The sequence below is a fragment of the Klebsiella grimontii genome (assembly GCF_900200035.1).
GTDB lineage: Bacteria > Pseudomonadota > Gammaproteobacteria > Enterobacterales > Enterobacteriaceae > Klebsiella > Klebsiella grimontii.
The window spans coordinates 126,652-140,325 of record NZ_FZTC01000053.1; the positions used below are offsets into that span (position 1 = coordinate 126,652).

Sequence of the window (13,674 nt, forward strand, 5' to 3'; positions counted from 1 at the left end):
CGCGAGCCGGGGAAAAGCGGAGGCTGCATTGCGCGTTGTTTCCCCGGAGGCGGCGCTTGACGCGCCTTGTCCGGGCTACGGGTCCGCAGATGGCTGTGAACCCGTGCTTCAGGAAGCAAAAACTTACAGCGTAATAGTCAGCGCATTACCCTGCGCGGTCACCACCACGCCCAGCTCACTGCCTGCCTGAGCGCCGCCCTGCACGCCCGCTACCTGCTGGATATTGCGCAGGCATAGCGTCCAGCCGCTGGCCTTGCCTTCGCCGCTGACGGTGATGGCGTTGCCCTGGCGTTTCGCCTTCAGCGTAAAGACCACCGACCCGTCCGCGGCCGGCACCTGGCAGACGGCTTCGCGACCATCGTCGAGGTTGAACAACTGGAAGGCGGTACCTTCGTTCCATGCATAGTCCGGTTTCTGGTCGTTGTTGCCCAGCGCCAGCAGAGTGTTATCGCGCACGTACACCGGCAGGCTCAGCACGTCGTGATTCTGCTTATGCCAGCGGCTGCCCTGGGCTTCGTCGTTGCGCCACAGATGGGTCCAGCGGCCTTCCGGCAGCCAGAACTGCACATCGCCCGCTTCGCTAAACACCGGCGCCACCAGCACTGAATCCCCCAGCATGTACTGCCGATCCAGATAGTCGCAGGCCGGGTCGTGCGGGAACTCCAGCATCATCGAACGCAGCATCGGCGTACCGAACTCATTGGCCAGCGCCGCCTGACGGTAGAGATAAGGCATCATGCGGCATTTCAGCTGCGTGAAGTGACGCACCACGTCGCAGGACTCGTCATCGTAAGCCCACGGCACGCGATAGGATTTGCTGCCGTGCAGACGGCTGTGGCTCGACAGCAGGCCGAAGGCGCACCAGCGCTTGTAGACGTGGGCGGGCGCGGTGTTTTCGAAGCCGCCGATATCGTGGCTCCAGAACCCAAAGCCGGACATGCCGATCGACAGGCCGCCGCGCAGGCTTTCCGCCATTGATTCATAGTTGGCGTAGCAGTCGCCGCCCCAGTGTACCGGGAACTGCTGCGCGCCCACCGAGGCGGAGCGGGCGAACAGCACCGCTTCTTTCTCGCCGACGGTCTCTTTCAGCACGTTCCACACCAGCTCGTTATAGATGAAGGCGTAGTGGTTGTGCATTTTTTGCGGATCGGAACCATCAAACCACTGCACATCGGTCGGGATACGCTCGCCGAAGTCGGTCTTGAAGCAGTCAACGCCCATCGCCACCAGGCCTTTCAGCTTGTCGGCATACCACTGGCAGGCTTGCGGATTAGTGAAGTCATAAATCGCCAGGCCCGGCTGCCATTTATCCCACTGCCACAGCGAACCGTCCGGACGTTTCAGCAGATAGCCTTTCTCCTGCAGCTCTTTAAACACCGGCGAGCGCTGGCCAATATACGGGTTAATCCACACGCAGACCTTCAGCCCTTTCTCTTTCAGCCGTTTAATCATGCCTTCCGGGTCAGGGAAGGTCAGCGGATCCCACTCGAAATCGCACCACTGGAAGGCTTTCATCCAGAAGCAATCGAAGTGGAACACGTGCAGCGGCAGATTACGCTCCGCCATACCGTCGATAAAGCTGTTAACCGTCGCTTCGTCGTAGTTGGTGGTAAACGAAGTGGTCAGCCACAGGCCGAAAGACCAGGCTGGCGGCAGCGCCGGACGCCCGGTAAATCGGGTATAGCGGTTCAGCACCTCTTTCGGGGTCGGGCCGTCGATGACGAAATACTCCAGGTGCTCGCCTTCGACGCTGAACTGCACCTTAGAGACTTTCTCGGAGCCGATTTCGAAAGAAACGCGCTCAGGATGGTTAACCAGCACGCCGTAGCCGCGGTTAGTCAGATAGAACGGGATATTTTTGTACGACTGTTCGGTGCTGGTGCCGCCATCTTCGTTCCAGGTGTCGACCGTCTGACCGTTGCGCACCAGCGCGGTAAAGCGCTCGCCGAGGCCGTAAACGGTGTCGCCGACGCCGAGATCCAGGCGCTCGAACATATAGTTGCGGTTGGTTTTCGTATCCTGCACGTAGCCGTCGTTTTTCAGTTGGCTACCGGTAATCCGCACGCCGTCGCGCAGGAAATCCAGCGACCAGAAGTCGCCTTTCGTGACGCGTGCGGTCAAATTGCCGCTCTTCAGCTCGGCAAATTCAGCGCCGTTGTGAATTTCCACCTTCACATCTTTTACAACGTTCAGCGGGTAATGCGGGCCGTTGTTCAGCGCGCCCTGGAAGTGCTCCATGCGTACGCCGATCACCCCTTCCTGCGGTGAGAAGAAGCGCACGGTAAATAGCGGAACGTCCAGTTGGGCGGCGCGTTCGCGAACTTCGCGCGACGCCACATAGACGACCATCTCGTTACCTTGCTGCTCAACCTCATAGACCTGCACGGGCTGGATCAGATTGAGCCCTGGTTGAATAAGCCAGTTTCCATCACTGATTTTCATGAATAGCTTCCTCTTAGTTTTGCAATTCTTTGCCGTTCGGCGCTGCAATGAATTCCTGCTCGTTGCGACGCGCCCCCTGAGCCAGCTCCGCCATCATTTTTTTCAGGAACGGGGTTTTCAGGGTGTAGTAGCGTTTAGCGATAACCGCGCTCAGCAGATAGCAGACCGCCGGAGCGAGGGTGAACAATGAGATGATGATGGTGATAGTGGCGCTGTTCTGGGTTTTGGCCGCGGCATCGTAACCGCCGCCCGCCAGCATCCAGCCAATCAGCGCGCCGCCCAGCGCAAGGCCCAGCTTGAGCACAAACAGGGTGCCCGCAAAGCTGATGCCGGTCAGGCGTTTACCGTTGCACCATTCGCCGTAGTCGACGGTGTCGGACATCATCACCCACTGAATCGGCGTCACCAGCTGGTGCAGCACGCCAATCACGAAGATAAAGGCGAACATGGTGATTTCGGCGTCCATCGGCACGAAGAACATCGCCACGCTCAACGCCGCCAGCAGGGCGTTGGTCCACCAGAAGACGCTAACTTTGCATTTCCAGTCGGTGAGCGGCTTCGCCAGCGCCGAGCCAATCAGGTTGCCGACGCAGTAGGTGGTGAGAAAGGCGGTAAACAGGCCAGCGGATCCCATGATCCAGGAGGTGTAATACATCATCGCGCCGCCGCGAACGCACACCGCGAGGATGTTGAGGATGGTCAGCAGACCAACGACACGCCACTGATCGTTGCGCCAGATATCGCGCAGGTCTTCCCGCATCGAGGTAGAGCTCGGCGGCGCTTCGACGCGCTCTTTGGTGGTGAAGAAGCAAAACGCCAGCATCAGGAAAGCGATCACCGAGAGCACCGCGATGCCGCCCTGAAAGCCAAAGGCTTTGTCTTCGCCGCCGATAAAGTTCACCAGCGGCATCATCAGCACGGTGGAGAGCATGCCGCCCGCCGTCGCCAGCACAAAGCGCCAGGACTGCAGGGAGATGCGCTGCGTTGGGTTGTCGGTGATAACCCCGCCCAGCGCGCAGTACGGAATGTTAACGACGGTGTAGAGCAGGGTCAGCAGCGTGTAGGTGACCGCGGCGTAAATCAGCTTGCCGTTATGGCTCAGGTCCGGCGAACTGTAGGCCAGTACGCAGACGAGGCCGAACGGAATCGCGCCGAACAGGATCCACGGGCGGAATTTCCCCCAGCGGCTGCGGGTACGGTCGGCCAGCAGCCCCATGCAGGGGTCGGATATCGCATCCAGCGCGCGGGCCAGCAGGAACATGGTGCCGACATAGCCGGCAGGAATACCAAAGATATCGGTATAGAAAAACATCATATACAACATGACGTTATCAAAAATGATGTGGCTCGCGGCATCGCCCATGCCGTAGCCAATCTTCTCTTTGACGGACAAAATATGATCTTTCATCGCACACTCTTCTCTCAGCGCTACCGCGGGTTGGTACCGGTTACATGCTTTGTAAACCATCCGCGCAGTAAGATGAATTGCGATATCTCATAATCAAATTACGTTTCTTGTTTTATGTGATCCCGGTAGCCTGAAAGAGTGTTTAAAAGTGTAAGCCACGGATTTTGCAAGGAATTGTTTAAGAAGGTTCTGTAAAGTCCAGTTTTAACAGTAAAAAAGTGCGTTTGGGTATGTGGTTAATGCAGGAAAGTAGCTATAATGCGCCCCGCCTCCATGTAGCAATCGAGGCGCGGAAGATCGTCATCTCCGGTGAGGTGGCTGGACTTCAAATCCAGTTGGGGCCGCCAGCGGTCCCGGGCAGGTTCAACTCCTGTGATCTTCCGCCAGTTCAATCATCTTTATCCATATGAACTTATCCAGAAAATCAGCCTTTCGGTTCAATGCCTTTCGCTTTTAGCGCGCTTCTCGCCAGTTCTTTAAACCAGCTCGCGAGACTCACTCCCTCTTCCGCTGCCACAGCATCCAGCTGTTCCTTTAATGCCGGATCAATGCGCATTTTAAACTGCGGAGACTGACCGCCGCCCTTTGGTTTTTTTTCGCGCGCTATGATTGACATGAGGCCACCTATCCAACTAATCTTAACTTATAGGAGGCCACCTAAAAGCCTCTTGTACAGACAACGCTCCGATGTGCGGGAACCCAGCCGGAGGGTCTAACCACACCAACTATCAAGGAGTTGATTATAGCTGATTTGCATTCTACCCCAGGCTTTGCCGTTTCCGGAATAGAGCATCAACAACACGCTTCATCTCGTCTGGCGCCCGGACATGTTCGCCTTCAGGGTAGCCGCTCCCAAATGACGCCGGGTTAATCGTCCGTCTAATGAAATTTATGCTCTTCTGACATACTATGCGAACCAAAGCAGGTTAACCCGGAGGCTATATGGCAAATGAACACTTAACGTCGTCCCCCATAGGCGAGTTCGTTATGTTTGCCAGCGGTGATGGGAAAGTACGTGTTGAATGCCGCTTTGAAAGCGATACACTTTGGCTCTCGCAGGCAATGATCTGCGAACTCTATGGTAAAGCGAAAGCCACCATCAGCGAGCATATAAAGCATATATTTGAAGAAGGCGAACTTGAGGAAAATTCAGTTGTTCGGTTTTACCGAACAACTGCCAGTGATGGAAAAAATTATCAGGTTCAACTCTTTAGTTTGCCTCTGATACTTGCCGTTGGCTATCGCGTTCGCTCCCCTCGCGGCACTCAGTTCCGCCAGTGGGCAACCCAGACGCTCCAGCAATACCTGATCAAAGGTTTTGTGATGGACGATGAGCGGTTAAAAAATCCGCCTGTTGTTCATCGGCTGTACCCGACTATTTCGATGAGATGCTGGAGCGCATCCGAGATATTCGCGCCAGCGAACGCCGTGTTTATTTGCGCGTACGAGAGGTATTTACCTGCTGTGCTCGCCTTTCTGCCGGCCGGCGCCTTGCCCGGCCTACATTATCTTTGGGTCTGTGTAATACCCACAGAGCTGCGCTGCATGGCGTTTAGTTATACAATCCCAGCTTCTGTGATAGTTCACTCAGCTCACGCATCGCCTCCAGGCTTTTTTGTTTCCGCTGTTCCGCAGCCACCTTCTCCCGCACCAGCTCCGCCACCCTCTCCGGCTCCTCAGACGAAACCACCCGGCAATCGTCTAAGGCACAATATTCCCTAAAGCGCTGGCGGAACTTCATCTCTTCTTTTTCTCTGACCAGACCAAAGCCGCGCATCAGCTGGCGCGCGACCACGATGCGCGTAGCGATATCGATATCCTCTGAAGGCAATAGCAGGATGGAATACCCGGACTGCCGCACAAGCTGCCGATTCCCCGCGACAATCTCCGGGCAGACATCGGTGGCAAGAAATCCCGAGGAGAGCACCACCACTCGTTTTTCATGCGGATTCTCCGCCAGCAGGCGAGAGCATAGCGCGGCGTTATCACGCACATAGCGCTCGTATCCATTGCGCTGAATATATTGGCGAATATTTAAAAGCTGCTCGCAAAATTCGCTATCGAGATCGATAAACCGGTAGTTCATCGCCTGCGCCAGCAGCGCTCCAACCGTGCTTTTTCCCACCCCGCCGGGGCCAATCAGAAATAGCGTATTCATCTTTACTCCTCGCGTCCGTGTGAAAGCATTATGTCAGCAGAATACGCCAAATAATGCCGCGATCGCGGCCGTTTTTGTTCACTCCCATCTCCCCAGCCAATCATTTCCATCCAATGTTTGCGTTATTCCCTTCACCTTTAAATCCTTACACTAACGGGATAACGTGGCTTAAAAGGAGACCAATGATGACACCCGAACTCAAACACAGCTTCTCTATCACCATTGAGGTCGACAAACCGGTCATTGTCTCCCGCAGCCCGCAGAGCGGGAAACGTCAGCTGATCCCTATCCTCAGCGGAATCGTACGCGGTGAGCTCAACGGCCACGTCTTACCCGGCGGCGTCGACAGCCAGATCGTCGAGCCTGACGGCACCTGCCGCCTCTCCGCGCGCTATGCATTACACGTGGAAGAAGGCACGGTATACATCGAAAACAACGGCATTCGCCGCCTACCCGAAGAGTACAAAGAACGTCTTTTCGGCGATGATATGCGCTTTTTTAGCGATATTCCGCCGGAATCTATCTATTTTCGCACCGTACCGACTTTTGAAGTGGATACGCCGGCGCTGCGCTGGCTCACCACCTCGCTGTTTATCTGTTCCGGCGGCCGCACGCAGGACGGCGTGATGCTCGATTTTTATCGCGTCCGCTGATTTTCACTTTTTCAATATAACTGTTATCGCCGTCGGGCCATGTTTCCCCCGCCTGCCGCGGTCTATCCTCAATACATTCAAACGATGAACTTCATTCAAAACCGGAGAGTGTATGAAAGCGATCGCCATTACTCGCGCAGCGACCGAAGGCAGCAATATTCCTTTTTTAACCGACATTGAGCTGCCGCAGCCGGTTGCCGAGGGGCATGACCTGCTGGTTGAAGTGAAGGCCATTTCCGTCAACCCGGTGGATACCAAAGTCCGCGCCGGGTTTAACGCCGATACCCCACGCGTGCTGGGCTGGGACGCGGTCGGCGTGGTGAAAGCCGTCGGCAGCGCGGTGACGCTGTTCGCCGCAGGAGATGAAGTGTGGTACGCCGGCGCGCTGGGCCGTCCGGGCAGCAACAGCGAATTTCAGTTAGTGGACGAACGCATCGTCGCCCGCAAACCGCGTTCGCTGGATAACGCCTCCGCCGCCGCGCTACCGCTCACCGCCATCACCGCCTGGGAGCTGCTGTTCCACCGCCTTGGCGTAGAGGAAGGCGGCAACGCGGGCGACACGCTGCTGATCGTCGGCGCGGCGGGCGGCGTCGGTTCGATACTGACCCAGCTCGCCAGCAAGCTGACCGGCATGACGGTCATTGGCACCGCCTCGCGTGCGGAAAGCCAGAAATGGGTACGGGAAGCGGGGGCGCATCATGTTATCGATCACAGCAAACCGCTCGCCGACGAGCTGGCGCGGATTGGTGTTAAAGCGGTGACCCATGTCGCCAGCCTGACCAATACCGACCAGCACTATCCGCAGCTGATCGCCGCTCTCGCACCGCAGGGCAAGCTGGCGCTTATTGACGACCCGGAAACCCTCGACGTCGTACCGCTGAAGGCAAAAAGCATCTCCCTGCACTGGGAATTTATGTTTACTCGCTCGATGTTCGCAACGCCGGATATGATCGCCCAGCATCAGCTGCTGACCCGCGTGGCGGCGCTGATGGACGACAACACCATTAAGACCACCCTCGGCGAGCACTACGGCGCCATCACTGCCGCCAACCTGCAAAAAGCGCACGCGCAGCTGGAAACCGGGCGTTCGGTGGGCAAAATCGTGCTGGAGGGCTTTTAAGATGAGCAACGAAGCGATCTCGATTATCGCAGTGCTGAAGGCAAAGCCGGGCCAGCAAGATGCGCTGCGGCAAGCCCTGCAGGCGCTGCTGCTGCCGACGCGTCAGGAGCCGGGCAACCTCGATTACGCCCTGTTTCAGCTGCGCGACGCGCCGGATACGTTCTATATGCGCGAATCCTGGCGCAATCAGGAAGCGCTGGACGCGCATGTCGCCCTGCCGCACTTCCAGAATTTTATCGCGCAGATGAATAACCTGCTTGCCGAACCGCTGCGGCTGGATTACCTGACGCCCGTCGAGCACGGCACCGTCGCCGATATTGAGCTGATTCGCGGCGGCTAAGCTCCGCGGCGAAAGGTGCGCCGCCACTCCGCCGGGCTGACGCCAAAGCGCGCTTTAAACTGCTGGCGCCAGGTCACGGCGGAGCGATAGCCCACCTCCTCCGCCACCTGCCCGACCGGTAAATCCCCCGCCTCCAGCAGGTGCTGGCTGCGCCGCAGGCGCTCGGCGGCCAGCCAGTCGGCGATGCCCATCCCGGTCGCTTTGGCGAAATGGCGGGTCAGGGTCCGGCGGCTCATCGCCGCCACCTGCGCCAGCGAGTCGAGATTATGCGGTTCGCGAATGTGCTGCTGAAGATACTCAAGCAGGCCGTTTATCCGCGCGTCGCGGGTGTTTTTCGGTACCGGCTGGGCGATAAACTGCGCCTGGCCGCCCTCACGGTGCGGTGGGACGATCATCCGCCGGGCGATCTGATTGGCGACAAGGCTGCCAAAGCGCTGGCGAATGAGATACAGGCAACAGTCGAGCGCCGCCGCGGTACCCGCCGAGGTGATAATCCCCTCATCGTCAACGTACAGCGCGTTGATATCCAGCCGCACCTGCGGAAACAGGCGCTGAAAATCCTGCTCAAACTCCCAGTGGGTCGCCGCGCGCCTGTCGTCCAGCAGCCCGGCGTAGCCGAGTACAAACGCCCCGAGGCACAGGCCGACGATCTGCGCGCCGTTATTGCGCGCGCGAACCAGGCCGTCCAGCAGCGACTGCGGAGGGCGCTGATTTACCGCCCCCCAGTAGGGCACCACCACGATATCCGCCTGCTCCAGGAGGGAAAAATCGCCGCTGGCGTTCAGCGCGAATCCATCGCGGGCGCTCAGCAGCCCGGGCCGTTCGGCGCAAATATGCAGGTTAAAGCGTTTGGTTTCCGAGACCGTATCGCCAAATAGCATACAGGGCACCGAGTAGTGGAACGGGCTAAACCCGTCCACCGCCACAATCGCCACTTCCGTGAGTTTCATCGCCCGCTCCGCTTTTAAAAGACCATACTTTCCCCATCCTGAGGGATACTGACCGCCTCGGCAATCTGATTGTCAGCCACGTACTGGCGCAGCTCATCGCGGCTGAGCAGACAGTGGTTCACCGCTTCCAGATGGCTGGCGACGATTTTGGCCTCCGGCAGGGTGAAGTGCGCCTTCAGCACATCCTCTTTGCCCATGATGATCGGCCCAAAACCGATGACGTGCGCATACCCGGCATTCAGCACCACCACGTCAGGGCGCAGCCTGAGCATGTCGGCTTCCACCTCATCGCGCCAGATAGTATCCCCTACCAGCCACAGAGTTTTCTCCTGCGGATGGCGCAGCACCACGCCGCAGGCTTCGCCCAGGCGCTCGGCCATTGCCGGCACCGCATAGGTGCGGTCGCTGCCGTGCTGGCCCGAGGTGGTTTTCACCAGCGAAACGTCTGCAAACGCGCTGTCCTCAGAGAGCAGACGAATATCGCGAAAGCCCTGGCCGCGCAGCAGCTGAGCGTCGGCGTCATGCTGGACGTAAACAGGCAGGGTTTTGGGGATCGCGGCGATCGCCGCCTCGTCCCAGTGATCATCATGGGTGTGGGTGACGATAACGGCATCCACGTCAACGATCGCTTCAATGGAAAAAGGTAATTCCACCAGTGGGTTACGCAACTCGCTGTGCGCGGTACCGGCGAAGCCCGCCCAGGCGCCCTTGGCTGAAAGCATCGGGTCAATCAAAAATTTTTTACCCGCATATTCAATAAGCTGGGTAGCATTACGCACATGGGTGATTTTCATGATGTTCATTCCTCTTCGCGGTTATCTGGCGAACATCGTACGTCCCACAAGCCTGGCGCAATATGGGCGTTTGGGCAATGATCGATGAAATCGGGCCAATCTGCGACGGTTGCCATTGGCTCCCGGCTATGGTGTGCTGAACGCTCAACTTTGAGGAACAGTGGCTACGATGAAAAAGAAACTCACCTCCGCCGATATGCACGATGTCGAGGTTCTGGCAGACACCCCTTGGTTCAGCATGCGCAAAGTCGGGATTGATATGGCGCCCGGCGATCGGCAGGATTTTTACTCCATTCACTATCCTCGCCCGGCTGTAGGGATTGTGGCGATGCAGGATGACAAAGTGCTGCTGATTCGCCACTACCGTTACCTGATCGATCGGGTGGTGTGGGCGATTCCTTCCGGCGGCGTCGACGAAGGCGAAGACCCGCGCGAGGCGGCCCTGCGCGAGCTGCGGGAAGAGACCGGCTGGCAGGCGCAGCGCGCCGACGAAATTATCCGCTATAACCCCTCCTACGGCAGCAGCGACCAGCTGTTTATTACCTGGCTGGCCCACGATTTGACCTGGGTGGGAATGGATGAAGATCAGGACGAAGTGATGGAAACGGGCTGGTTTACCCTCGAAGAGATAGGCCAGCTAATCGCCCGCGGCGAGATGCCGGACGGGCTATCGCTGGTGCCGCTGCTGCATCTGATGGCGCAGCGGCGCATCGGTTTAGCGTAGCGGCTTCAGCATCCGCCAGCGGAACCACAGCTGAGCGACGAGGATCAGCAGGCCGCCGATAATTTTCTGCAGCGGTAGCTGTTCGCCGTACCACAGCGCGGCGGCAATCACCGTCAGCAGCGGTTCCAGCACCATGATAATCGCCGCGCTGGCGACCGCCGCGTACTTCTGCCCCTTCATTTGCAGGCCGAAGCGCAGGCTGGTGGCGATAACGATGCTGGCGAGCAGCCAGCCGAAAGTCGGCAGGGTAAACGGCTGGCTCCAGCTTTCAACGACGGCGGAGATCCCAAGCCCGACGAGCCCGGTGATGCCAAGCTGTACGGTGGTCAGCGGGATCAGCGGCACCTCGCGGGCGCTTTTGCTGGTGTAGCAAAACCAGATCGACTGCACCAGCGCGGTCAGCAGAAACCAGCCCTGGCTGGGGTGAAACGCAATCGGCATATGCAGGCTGAGTAAGCCGAGACCGACAACCGCAATCGGCAGGCACTCCCAGTAGGCCCGCGCCGGCCGCGCCTTCATCATCACCCAGGCGGTAAGCGGCACGAACAGCATCGACAGGCTCATAATGAACGCCCCTTCGCCCAGCGACGGGGTCGTCGATACCGAGTAGATCCACAGGCACAGGTTGAGCGCAAACCACAGGCCGCTGATAATCATGCGCGGCCAGTGCTGCCTCTCGACGCGCAGGCCGCGACAGAAAGGCAGCAGCAGCAGCGCGGCGAAGAAAAAGCGCAGGCCGAGGAAAGCGAAAACCGGCATGCCAGCAATCGCTTCACGGGAAAAAATCCATCCGCAGGCGGCGATAACCGTCGCGGCTATGAGCAGCAAATCAGCCTGGCGTTGCCGGGTCATCGCCACGTCTCCTTGTGTGAAAAATTACCAGCCGGGCACCGCGCCGCCGTTGAAGATCGTCTCCGCCGCCTTCGCCACTTCCGGCGACTGGTAGGAGTGGATAAACGCTTTCACGTTTTCCGCGTCTTTGTTGTCTTCGCGGGTCACGATGATATTCACATAGGGCGAGTTTTTATCTTCAATAAAGATACCGTCGCGCACCGGGGAAAGGCCCGTTTGCTGCAGGTAGGTGGTGCTGATGATCGCCACGTCGACCTTCGGGTCGTCGATGACGCGCGGCAGCTGCGCTCCTTCCAGCTCCATAATTTTCAGGTGATGCGGGTTGTCGGTGATATCGACCGCCGTCGGCAGCAGGCCGGTGCCCGCTTTAAGGGTAATCAGCTTCTCCTGCTGCAGCAGAAGCAGCGCGCGGCCCAGATTGGTCGGGTCGTTCGGAATGGCGATGGTCGCGCCGTCTTTCAGATCGGCGACGGATTTTATTTTGCGCGAGTAGCCCGCCATCGGGAAGACGAAGGTGTTGCCCACCGCCACCAGACGATAGTTGTGGGCTTTATTATCCTGTTCGAGGAACGGGCGATGCTGAAAGACGTTGGCGTCCAGATCGCCAGCGTTAGTGGACTCATTCGGCAGCAGCGAGCCGCTAAAGCCCACCAGCTCGACGTCGAGGCCATATTTCTCTTTGGCCACTTTCTTCGCCACTTCCGCCACATCCTGTTCCGCGCCGTTAATGACGCCGACTTTAATGTGCTTCGCATCGCTGCCCTTCTGGTCGCAGCCCGCCAGCAGCAGGCTCGCCAGCACCACGGCGGCGGCTGTCCGTAAACGCAATTTCATTGTTATAACCCCGTCAGTCCATAGAAAATCGTTATTATTTTTCGTCTGAAACTATAACGACTTTAGGGCGAGGTTTTAAACGCAAAAACCGCAACCGGAAATAAAATCATCTTCCGCCTTTCTCCCGGGGGCGGCGCAATGCGCCTGCCCGGGCTACGGGTTCACCGTCGGCTGCGATCGCGTAGCCCGGACAGGTGCGCAGCGCCGTCTCCGGGGATCTCTTCAACGGTGAGGTTCATTTCGCAGAACGGGGACGCGCCTTACAGCCCCAGCTCGCTCAGCCCCGGGTGATCGTCCGGGCGACGGCCCTGGGGCCAGTGAAACAGACGCTCGCTCTCGGTGATGGGCAGATCGTTGATGCAGGCGTAGCGCGTCTGCATCAGTCCGTGCTCGTCGAATTCCCAGTTCTCGTTGCCGTAGGAGCGAAACCAGTTGCCGCTGTCGTCGTGCCACTCATAGGCAAAGCGTACCGCAATACGGTTATCGCTCCACGCCCACAGCTCCTTAATCAGCCGGTACTCCTGCTCTCTACGCCATTTGCGCTGCAGGAAGTCGATAATCTGCGTTCTGCCGTGAACAAATTCGCTGCGGTTGCGCCATTCGCTATCGACGGTATAGGCCAGCGCGACCTTAGCGGCATCGCGGCTGTTCCAGCCATCTTCTGCGGCACGGACTTTTTGCGCGGCGCTCTCGCGGGTGAACGGCGGCAGAGGCGGACGTTGTTCGGTCATCATGAATCTCCTGTTTGAATACGCTGCTGCAGGCGCTGGTTTTCCCGCTCCAGTTCGTCAATACGCTGTTGCAGCGTCTGGCTATACTCCGCCACCTGCTGAGCGGTGTAGCGGGGAGTAATATGCTGGGGGCAGTTCCAGTCAAAAGCCTGCAAATGAAAACGGTAAATACGCTCAATCCGGGCCCGATAGTTCGCCGGCGCGACCCGCGCCAGCAGCTGCGGGTCGGCATCCGCCGCCACCACCTCTACGGTGGCGTAGATTTTCAGCCTGGCACGGCGCGGGTAATCCATCAAAAACAGACAGGCCCGATCGCTGCCGCGCAGGTTGCCGGTGGTGATGTACTGTCGATTACCGGAAAAATCCGCCATCGCCAGGGTGGTGTCATCCAGCAGATGCAGAAAGCCCGCCGGGCCGCCGCGATGCTGAATATAGGGCCAGCCGGTTTGCGAAAGGGTGGCCAGATAGAAGCTGTCGCGGGTGGCAATCATCGCCTCCTCGCTGGCGCCGAAGCGCTCACCCCGGCGCTGGCGATGCGGCGACTGCCACAGCTCATCGCTGCCCATTTCATGCTGGACAGCCATCACGTCCGGCGTCATGGCGATATCAAGAAATTCTGCTGGCATAGGTCCTCCCGATGCGTTGCGGCGTAACTCATCATGGACTGT

The 13,674-nt window shown here is 58.4% G+C and carries 14 protein-coding genes, 1 tRNA gene and 1 pseudogene; 6 read left to right on the forward strand and 10 right to left on the reverse strand.

Annotated features, from left to right (window positions below; genetic code table 11):
* Positions 1-123 precede the first annotated feature (123 nt).
* Together yicI and KOSB73_RS30160 are read right to left on the reverse strand one after the other, a co-directional pair.
* Positions 124-2,442 (reverse strand): alpha-xylosidase, encoded by a 2,319-nt coding sequence (yicI, locus tag KOSB73_RS30155; RefSeq protein WP_098141442.1) that lies wholly within the window; start codon positions 2,440-2,442, stop codon positions 124-126.
* A gap of 13 nt (positions 2,443-2,455) precedes the next feature.
* Positions 2,456-3,850 carry a glycoside-pentoside-hexuronide family transporter gene (locus KOSB73_RS30160; protein ID WP_098141444.1) on the reverse strand — a complete coding sequence of 465 codons (1,395 nt, stop codon included), beginning with the start codon at positions 3,848-3,850 and terminating at the stop codon, positions 2,456-2,458.
* 291 nt (positions 3,851-4,141) lie between these two features.
* Between KOSB73_RS30160 and KOSB73_RS30165 the strand changes: the two genes are divergently transcribed.
* Positions 4,142-4,236, forward strand: a tRNA-Sec gene (locus KOSB73_RS30165).
* Between the two features lie 38 nt (positions 4,237-4,274).
* Here the strand turns inward: KOSB73_RS30165 and KOSB73_RS30170 are convergent.
* Positions 4,275-4,466: a toxin-antitoxin system HicB family antitoxin gene (locus tag KOSB73_RS30170; RefSeq protein ID WP_004855540.1), complete on the reverse strand. Its 192-nt coding sequence runs from the start codon at positions 4,464-4,466 to the stop codon at positions 4,275-4,277.
* Between the two features lie 326 nt (positions 4,467-4,792).
* Here KOSB73_RS30170 and KOSB73_RS30175 point away from each other — a divergent pair.
* A pseudogene (locus KOSB73_RS30175) lies at positions 4,793-5,319 on the forward strand (virulence RhuM family protein); the annotation flags it as partial.
* Between the two features lie 83 nt (positions 5,320-5,402).
* Here KOSB73_RS30175 and KOSB73_RS30180 read toward each other — a convergent pair.
* Positions 5,403-6,008 (reverse strand): shikimate kinase, encoded by a 606-nt coding sequence (locus KOSB73_RS30180; RefSeq protein ID WP_004137647.1) that lies wholly within the window; start codon positions 6,006-6,008, stop codon positions 5,403-5,405.
* A 185-nt stretch (positions 6,009-6,193) separates the two neighbouring features.
* Here KOSB73_RS30180 and KOSB73_RS30185 point away from each other — a divergent pair, with 185 nt between their 5' ends.
* From KOSB73_RS30185 to KOSB73_RS30195, 3 genes are all read left to right on the forward strand, one after another.
* Entirely contained in the window at positions 6,194-6,661 is a 468-nt protein-coding gene (locus tag KOSB73_RS30185; RefSeq protein WP_004137646.1) for a DUF3237 domain-containing protein, read from the forward strand.
* A gap of 112 nt (positions 6,662-6,773) precedes the next feature.
* On the forward strand, positions 6,774-7,781 hold the full coding sequence (locus tag KOSB73_RS30190; protein ID WP_098141446.1) for a zinc-binding alcohol dehydrogenase family protein: 1,008 nt from the start codon (positions 6,774-6,776) through the stop codon (positions 7,779-7,781).
* A gap of 1 nt (position 7,782) precedes the next feature.
* Positions 7,783-8,121: a putative quinol monooxygenase gene (locus tag KOSB73_RS30195; protein ID WP_004137644.1), complete on the forward strand. Its 339-nt coding sequence runs from the start codon at positions 7,783-7,785 to the stop codon at positions 8,119-8,121.
* Here the strand turns inward: KOSB73_RS30195 and KOSB73_RS30200 are convergent.
* Both KOSB73_RS30200 and KOSB73_RS30205 read right to left on the reverse strand, forming a co-directional pair.
* Positions 8,118-9,071 carry a GlxA family transcriptional regulator gene (locus tag KOSB73_RS30200; protein ID WP_024359685.1) on the reverse strand — a complete coding sequence of 318 codons (954 nt, stop codon included), beginning with the start codon at positions 9,069-9,071 and terminating at the stop codon, positions 8,118-8,120. The genes KOSB73_RS30195 and KOSB73_RS30200 overlap by 4 nt on opposite strands.
* 14 nt (positions 9,072-9,085) lie before the next feature.
* Positions 9,086-9,865 carry an MBL fold metallo-hydrolase gene (locus tag KOSB73_RS30205; protein WP_064410601.1) on the reverse strand — a complete coding sequence of 260 codons (780 nt, stop codon included), beginning with the start codon at positions 9,863-9,865 and terminating at the stop codon, positions 9,086-9,088.
* 169 nt (positions 9,866-10,034) lie between these two features.
* Here KOSB73_RS30205 and KOSB73_RS30210 point away from each other — a divergent pair, with 169 nt between their 5' ends.
* Positions 10,035-10,589 carry an NUDIX hydrolase gene (locus KOSB73_RS30210; RefSeq protein ID WP_098141447.1) on the forward strand — a complete coding sequence of 185 codons (555 nt, stop codon included), beginning with the start codon at positions 10,035-10,037 and terminating at the stop codon, positions 10,587-10,589.
* Here the strand turns inward: KOSB73_RS30210 and KOSB73_RS30215 are convergent.
* The 4 genes from KOSB73_RS30215 to KOSB73_RS30230 form a co-directional block, all read right to left on the reverse strand.
* The gene (locus KOSB73_RS30215; protein WP_049131725.1) at positions 10,581-11,441 is read right to left on the reverse strand and encodes a DMT family transporter; all 861 of its coding nucleotides are present in this window, start codon (positions 11,439-11,441) and stop codon (positions 10,581-10,583) included. The genes KOSB73_RS30210 and KOSB73_RS30215 overlap by 9 nt on opposite strands.
* Positions 11,442-11,465: 24 nt before the next feature.
* On the reverse strand, positions 11,466-12,275 hold the full coding sequence (gene nlpA, locus KOSB73_RS30220) for a lipoprotein NlpA (RefSeq protein WP_049131726.1): 810 nt from the start codon (positions 12,273-12,275) through the stop codon (positions 11,466-11,468).
* 260 nt (positions 12,276-12,535) lie between these two features.
* Positions 12,536-13,006, reverse strand: a complete 471-nt coding sequence (locus KOSB73_RS30225) for a nuclear transport factor 2 family protein (protein ID WP_024359683.1) — start codon at positions 13,004-13,006, stop codon at positions 12,536-12,538.
* Positions 13,006-13,632, reverse strand: coding sequence for a pyridoxamine 5'-phosphate oxidase family protein (locus KOSB73_RS30230; protein WP_024359682.1), 627 nt, complete (start codon positions 13,630-13,632; stop codon positions 13,006-13,008). Before KOSB73_RS30230 ends, KOSB73_RS30225 begins: the two co-directional genes overlap by 1 nt.
* Positions 13,633-13,674 lie beyond the last annotated feature (42 nt).

What these genes read in the sequence shown, in the direction of transcription:
- KOSB73_RS30230 (WP_024359682.1), bottom strand. Translation starts at nt 13,632, where the DNA reads ATGCCAGCAGAATTTCTTGATATCGCCATGACGCCGGACGTGATGGCT.
- KOSB73_RS30205 (WP_064410601.1), bottom strand. Translation starts at nt 9,865, where the DNA reads ATGAAAATCACCCATGTGCGTAATGCTACCCAGCTTATTGAATATGCG.
- KOSB73_RS30160 (WP_098141444.1), bottom strand. Translation starts at nt 3,850, where the DNA reads ATGAAAGATCATATTTTGTCCGTCAAAGAGAAGATTGGCTACGGCATG.
- nlpA (WP_049131726.1), bottom strand. Translation starts at nt 12,275, where the DNA reads ATGAAATTGCGTTTACGGACAGCCGCCGCCGTGGTGCTGGCGAGCCTG.
- yicI (WP_098141442.1), bottom strand. Translation starts at nt 2,442, where the DNA reads ATGAAAATCAGTGATGGAAACTGGCTTATTCAACCAGGGCTCAATCTG.
- KOSB73_RS30185 (WP_004137646.1), top strand. Translation starts at nt 6,194, where the DNA reads ATGACACCCGAACTCAAACACAGCTTCTCTATCACCATTGAGGTCGAC.
- KOSB73_RS30200 (WP_024359685.1), bottom strand. Translation starts at nt 9,071, where the DNA reads ATGAAACTCACGGAAGTGGCGATTGTGGCGGTGGACGGGTTTAGCCCG.
- KOSB73_RS30190 (WP_098141446.1), top strand. Translation starts at nt 6,774, where the DNA reads ATGAAAGCGATCGCCATTACTCGCGCAGCGACCGAAGGCAGCAATATT.
- KOSB73_RS30195 (WP_004137644.1), top strand. Translation starts at nt 7,783, where the DNA reads ATGAGCAACGAAGCGATCTCGATTATCGCAGTGCTGAAGGCAAAGCCG.
- KOSB73_RS30180 (WP_004137647.1), bottom strand. Translation starts at nt 6,008, where the DNA reads ATGAATACGCTATTTCTGATTGGCCCCGGCGGGGTGGGAAAAAGCACG.
- KOSB73_RS30215 (WP_049131725.1), bottom strand. Translation starts at nt 11,441, where the DNA reads ATGACCCGGCAACGCCAGGCTGATTTGCTGCTCATAGCCGCGACGGTT.
- KOSB73_RS30170 (WP_004855540.1), bottom strand. Translation starts at nt 4,466, where the DNA reads ATGTCAATCATAGCGCGCGAAAAAAAACCAAAGGGCGGCGGTCAGTCT.
- KOSB73_RS30225 (WP_024359683.1), bottom strand. Translation starts at nt 13,006, where the DNA reads ATGACCGAACAACGTCCGCCTCTGCCGCCGTTCACCCGCGAGAGCGCC.
- KOSB73_RS30210 (WP_098141447.1), top strand. Translation starts at nt 10,035, where the DNA reads ATGAAAAAGAAACTCACCTCCGCCGATATGCACGATGTCGAGGTTCTG.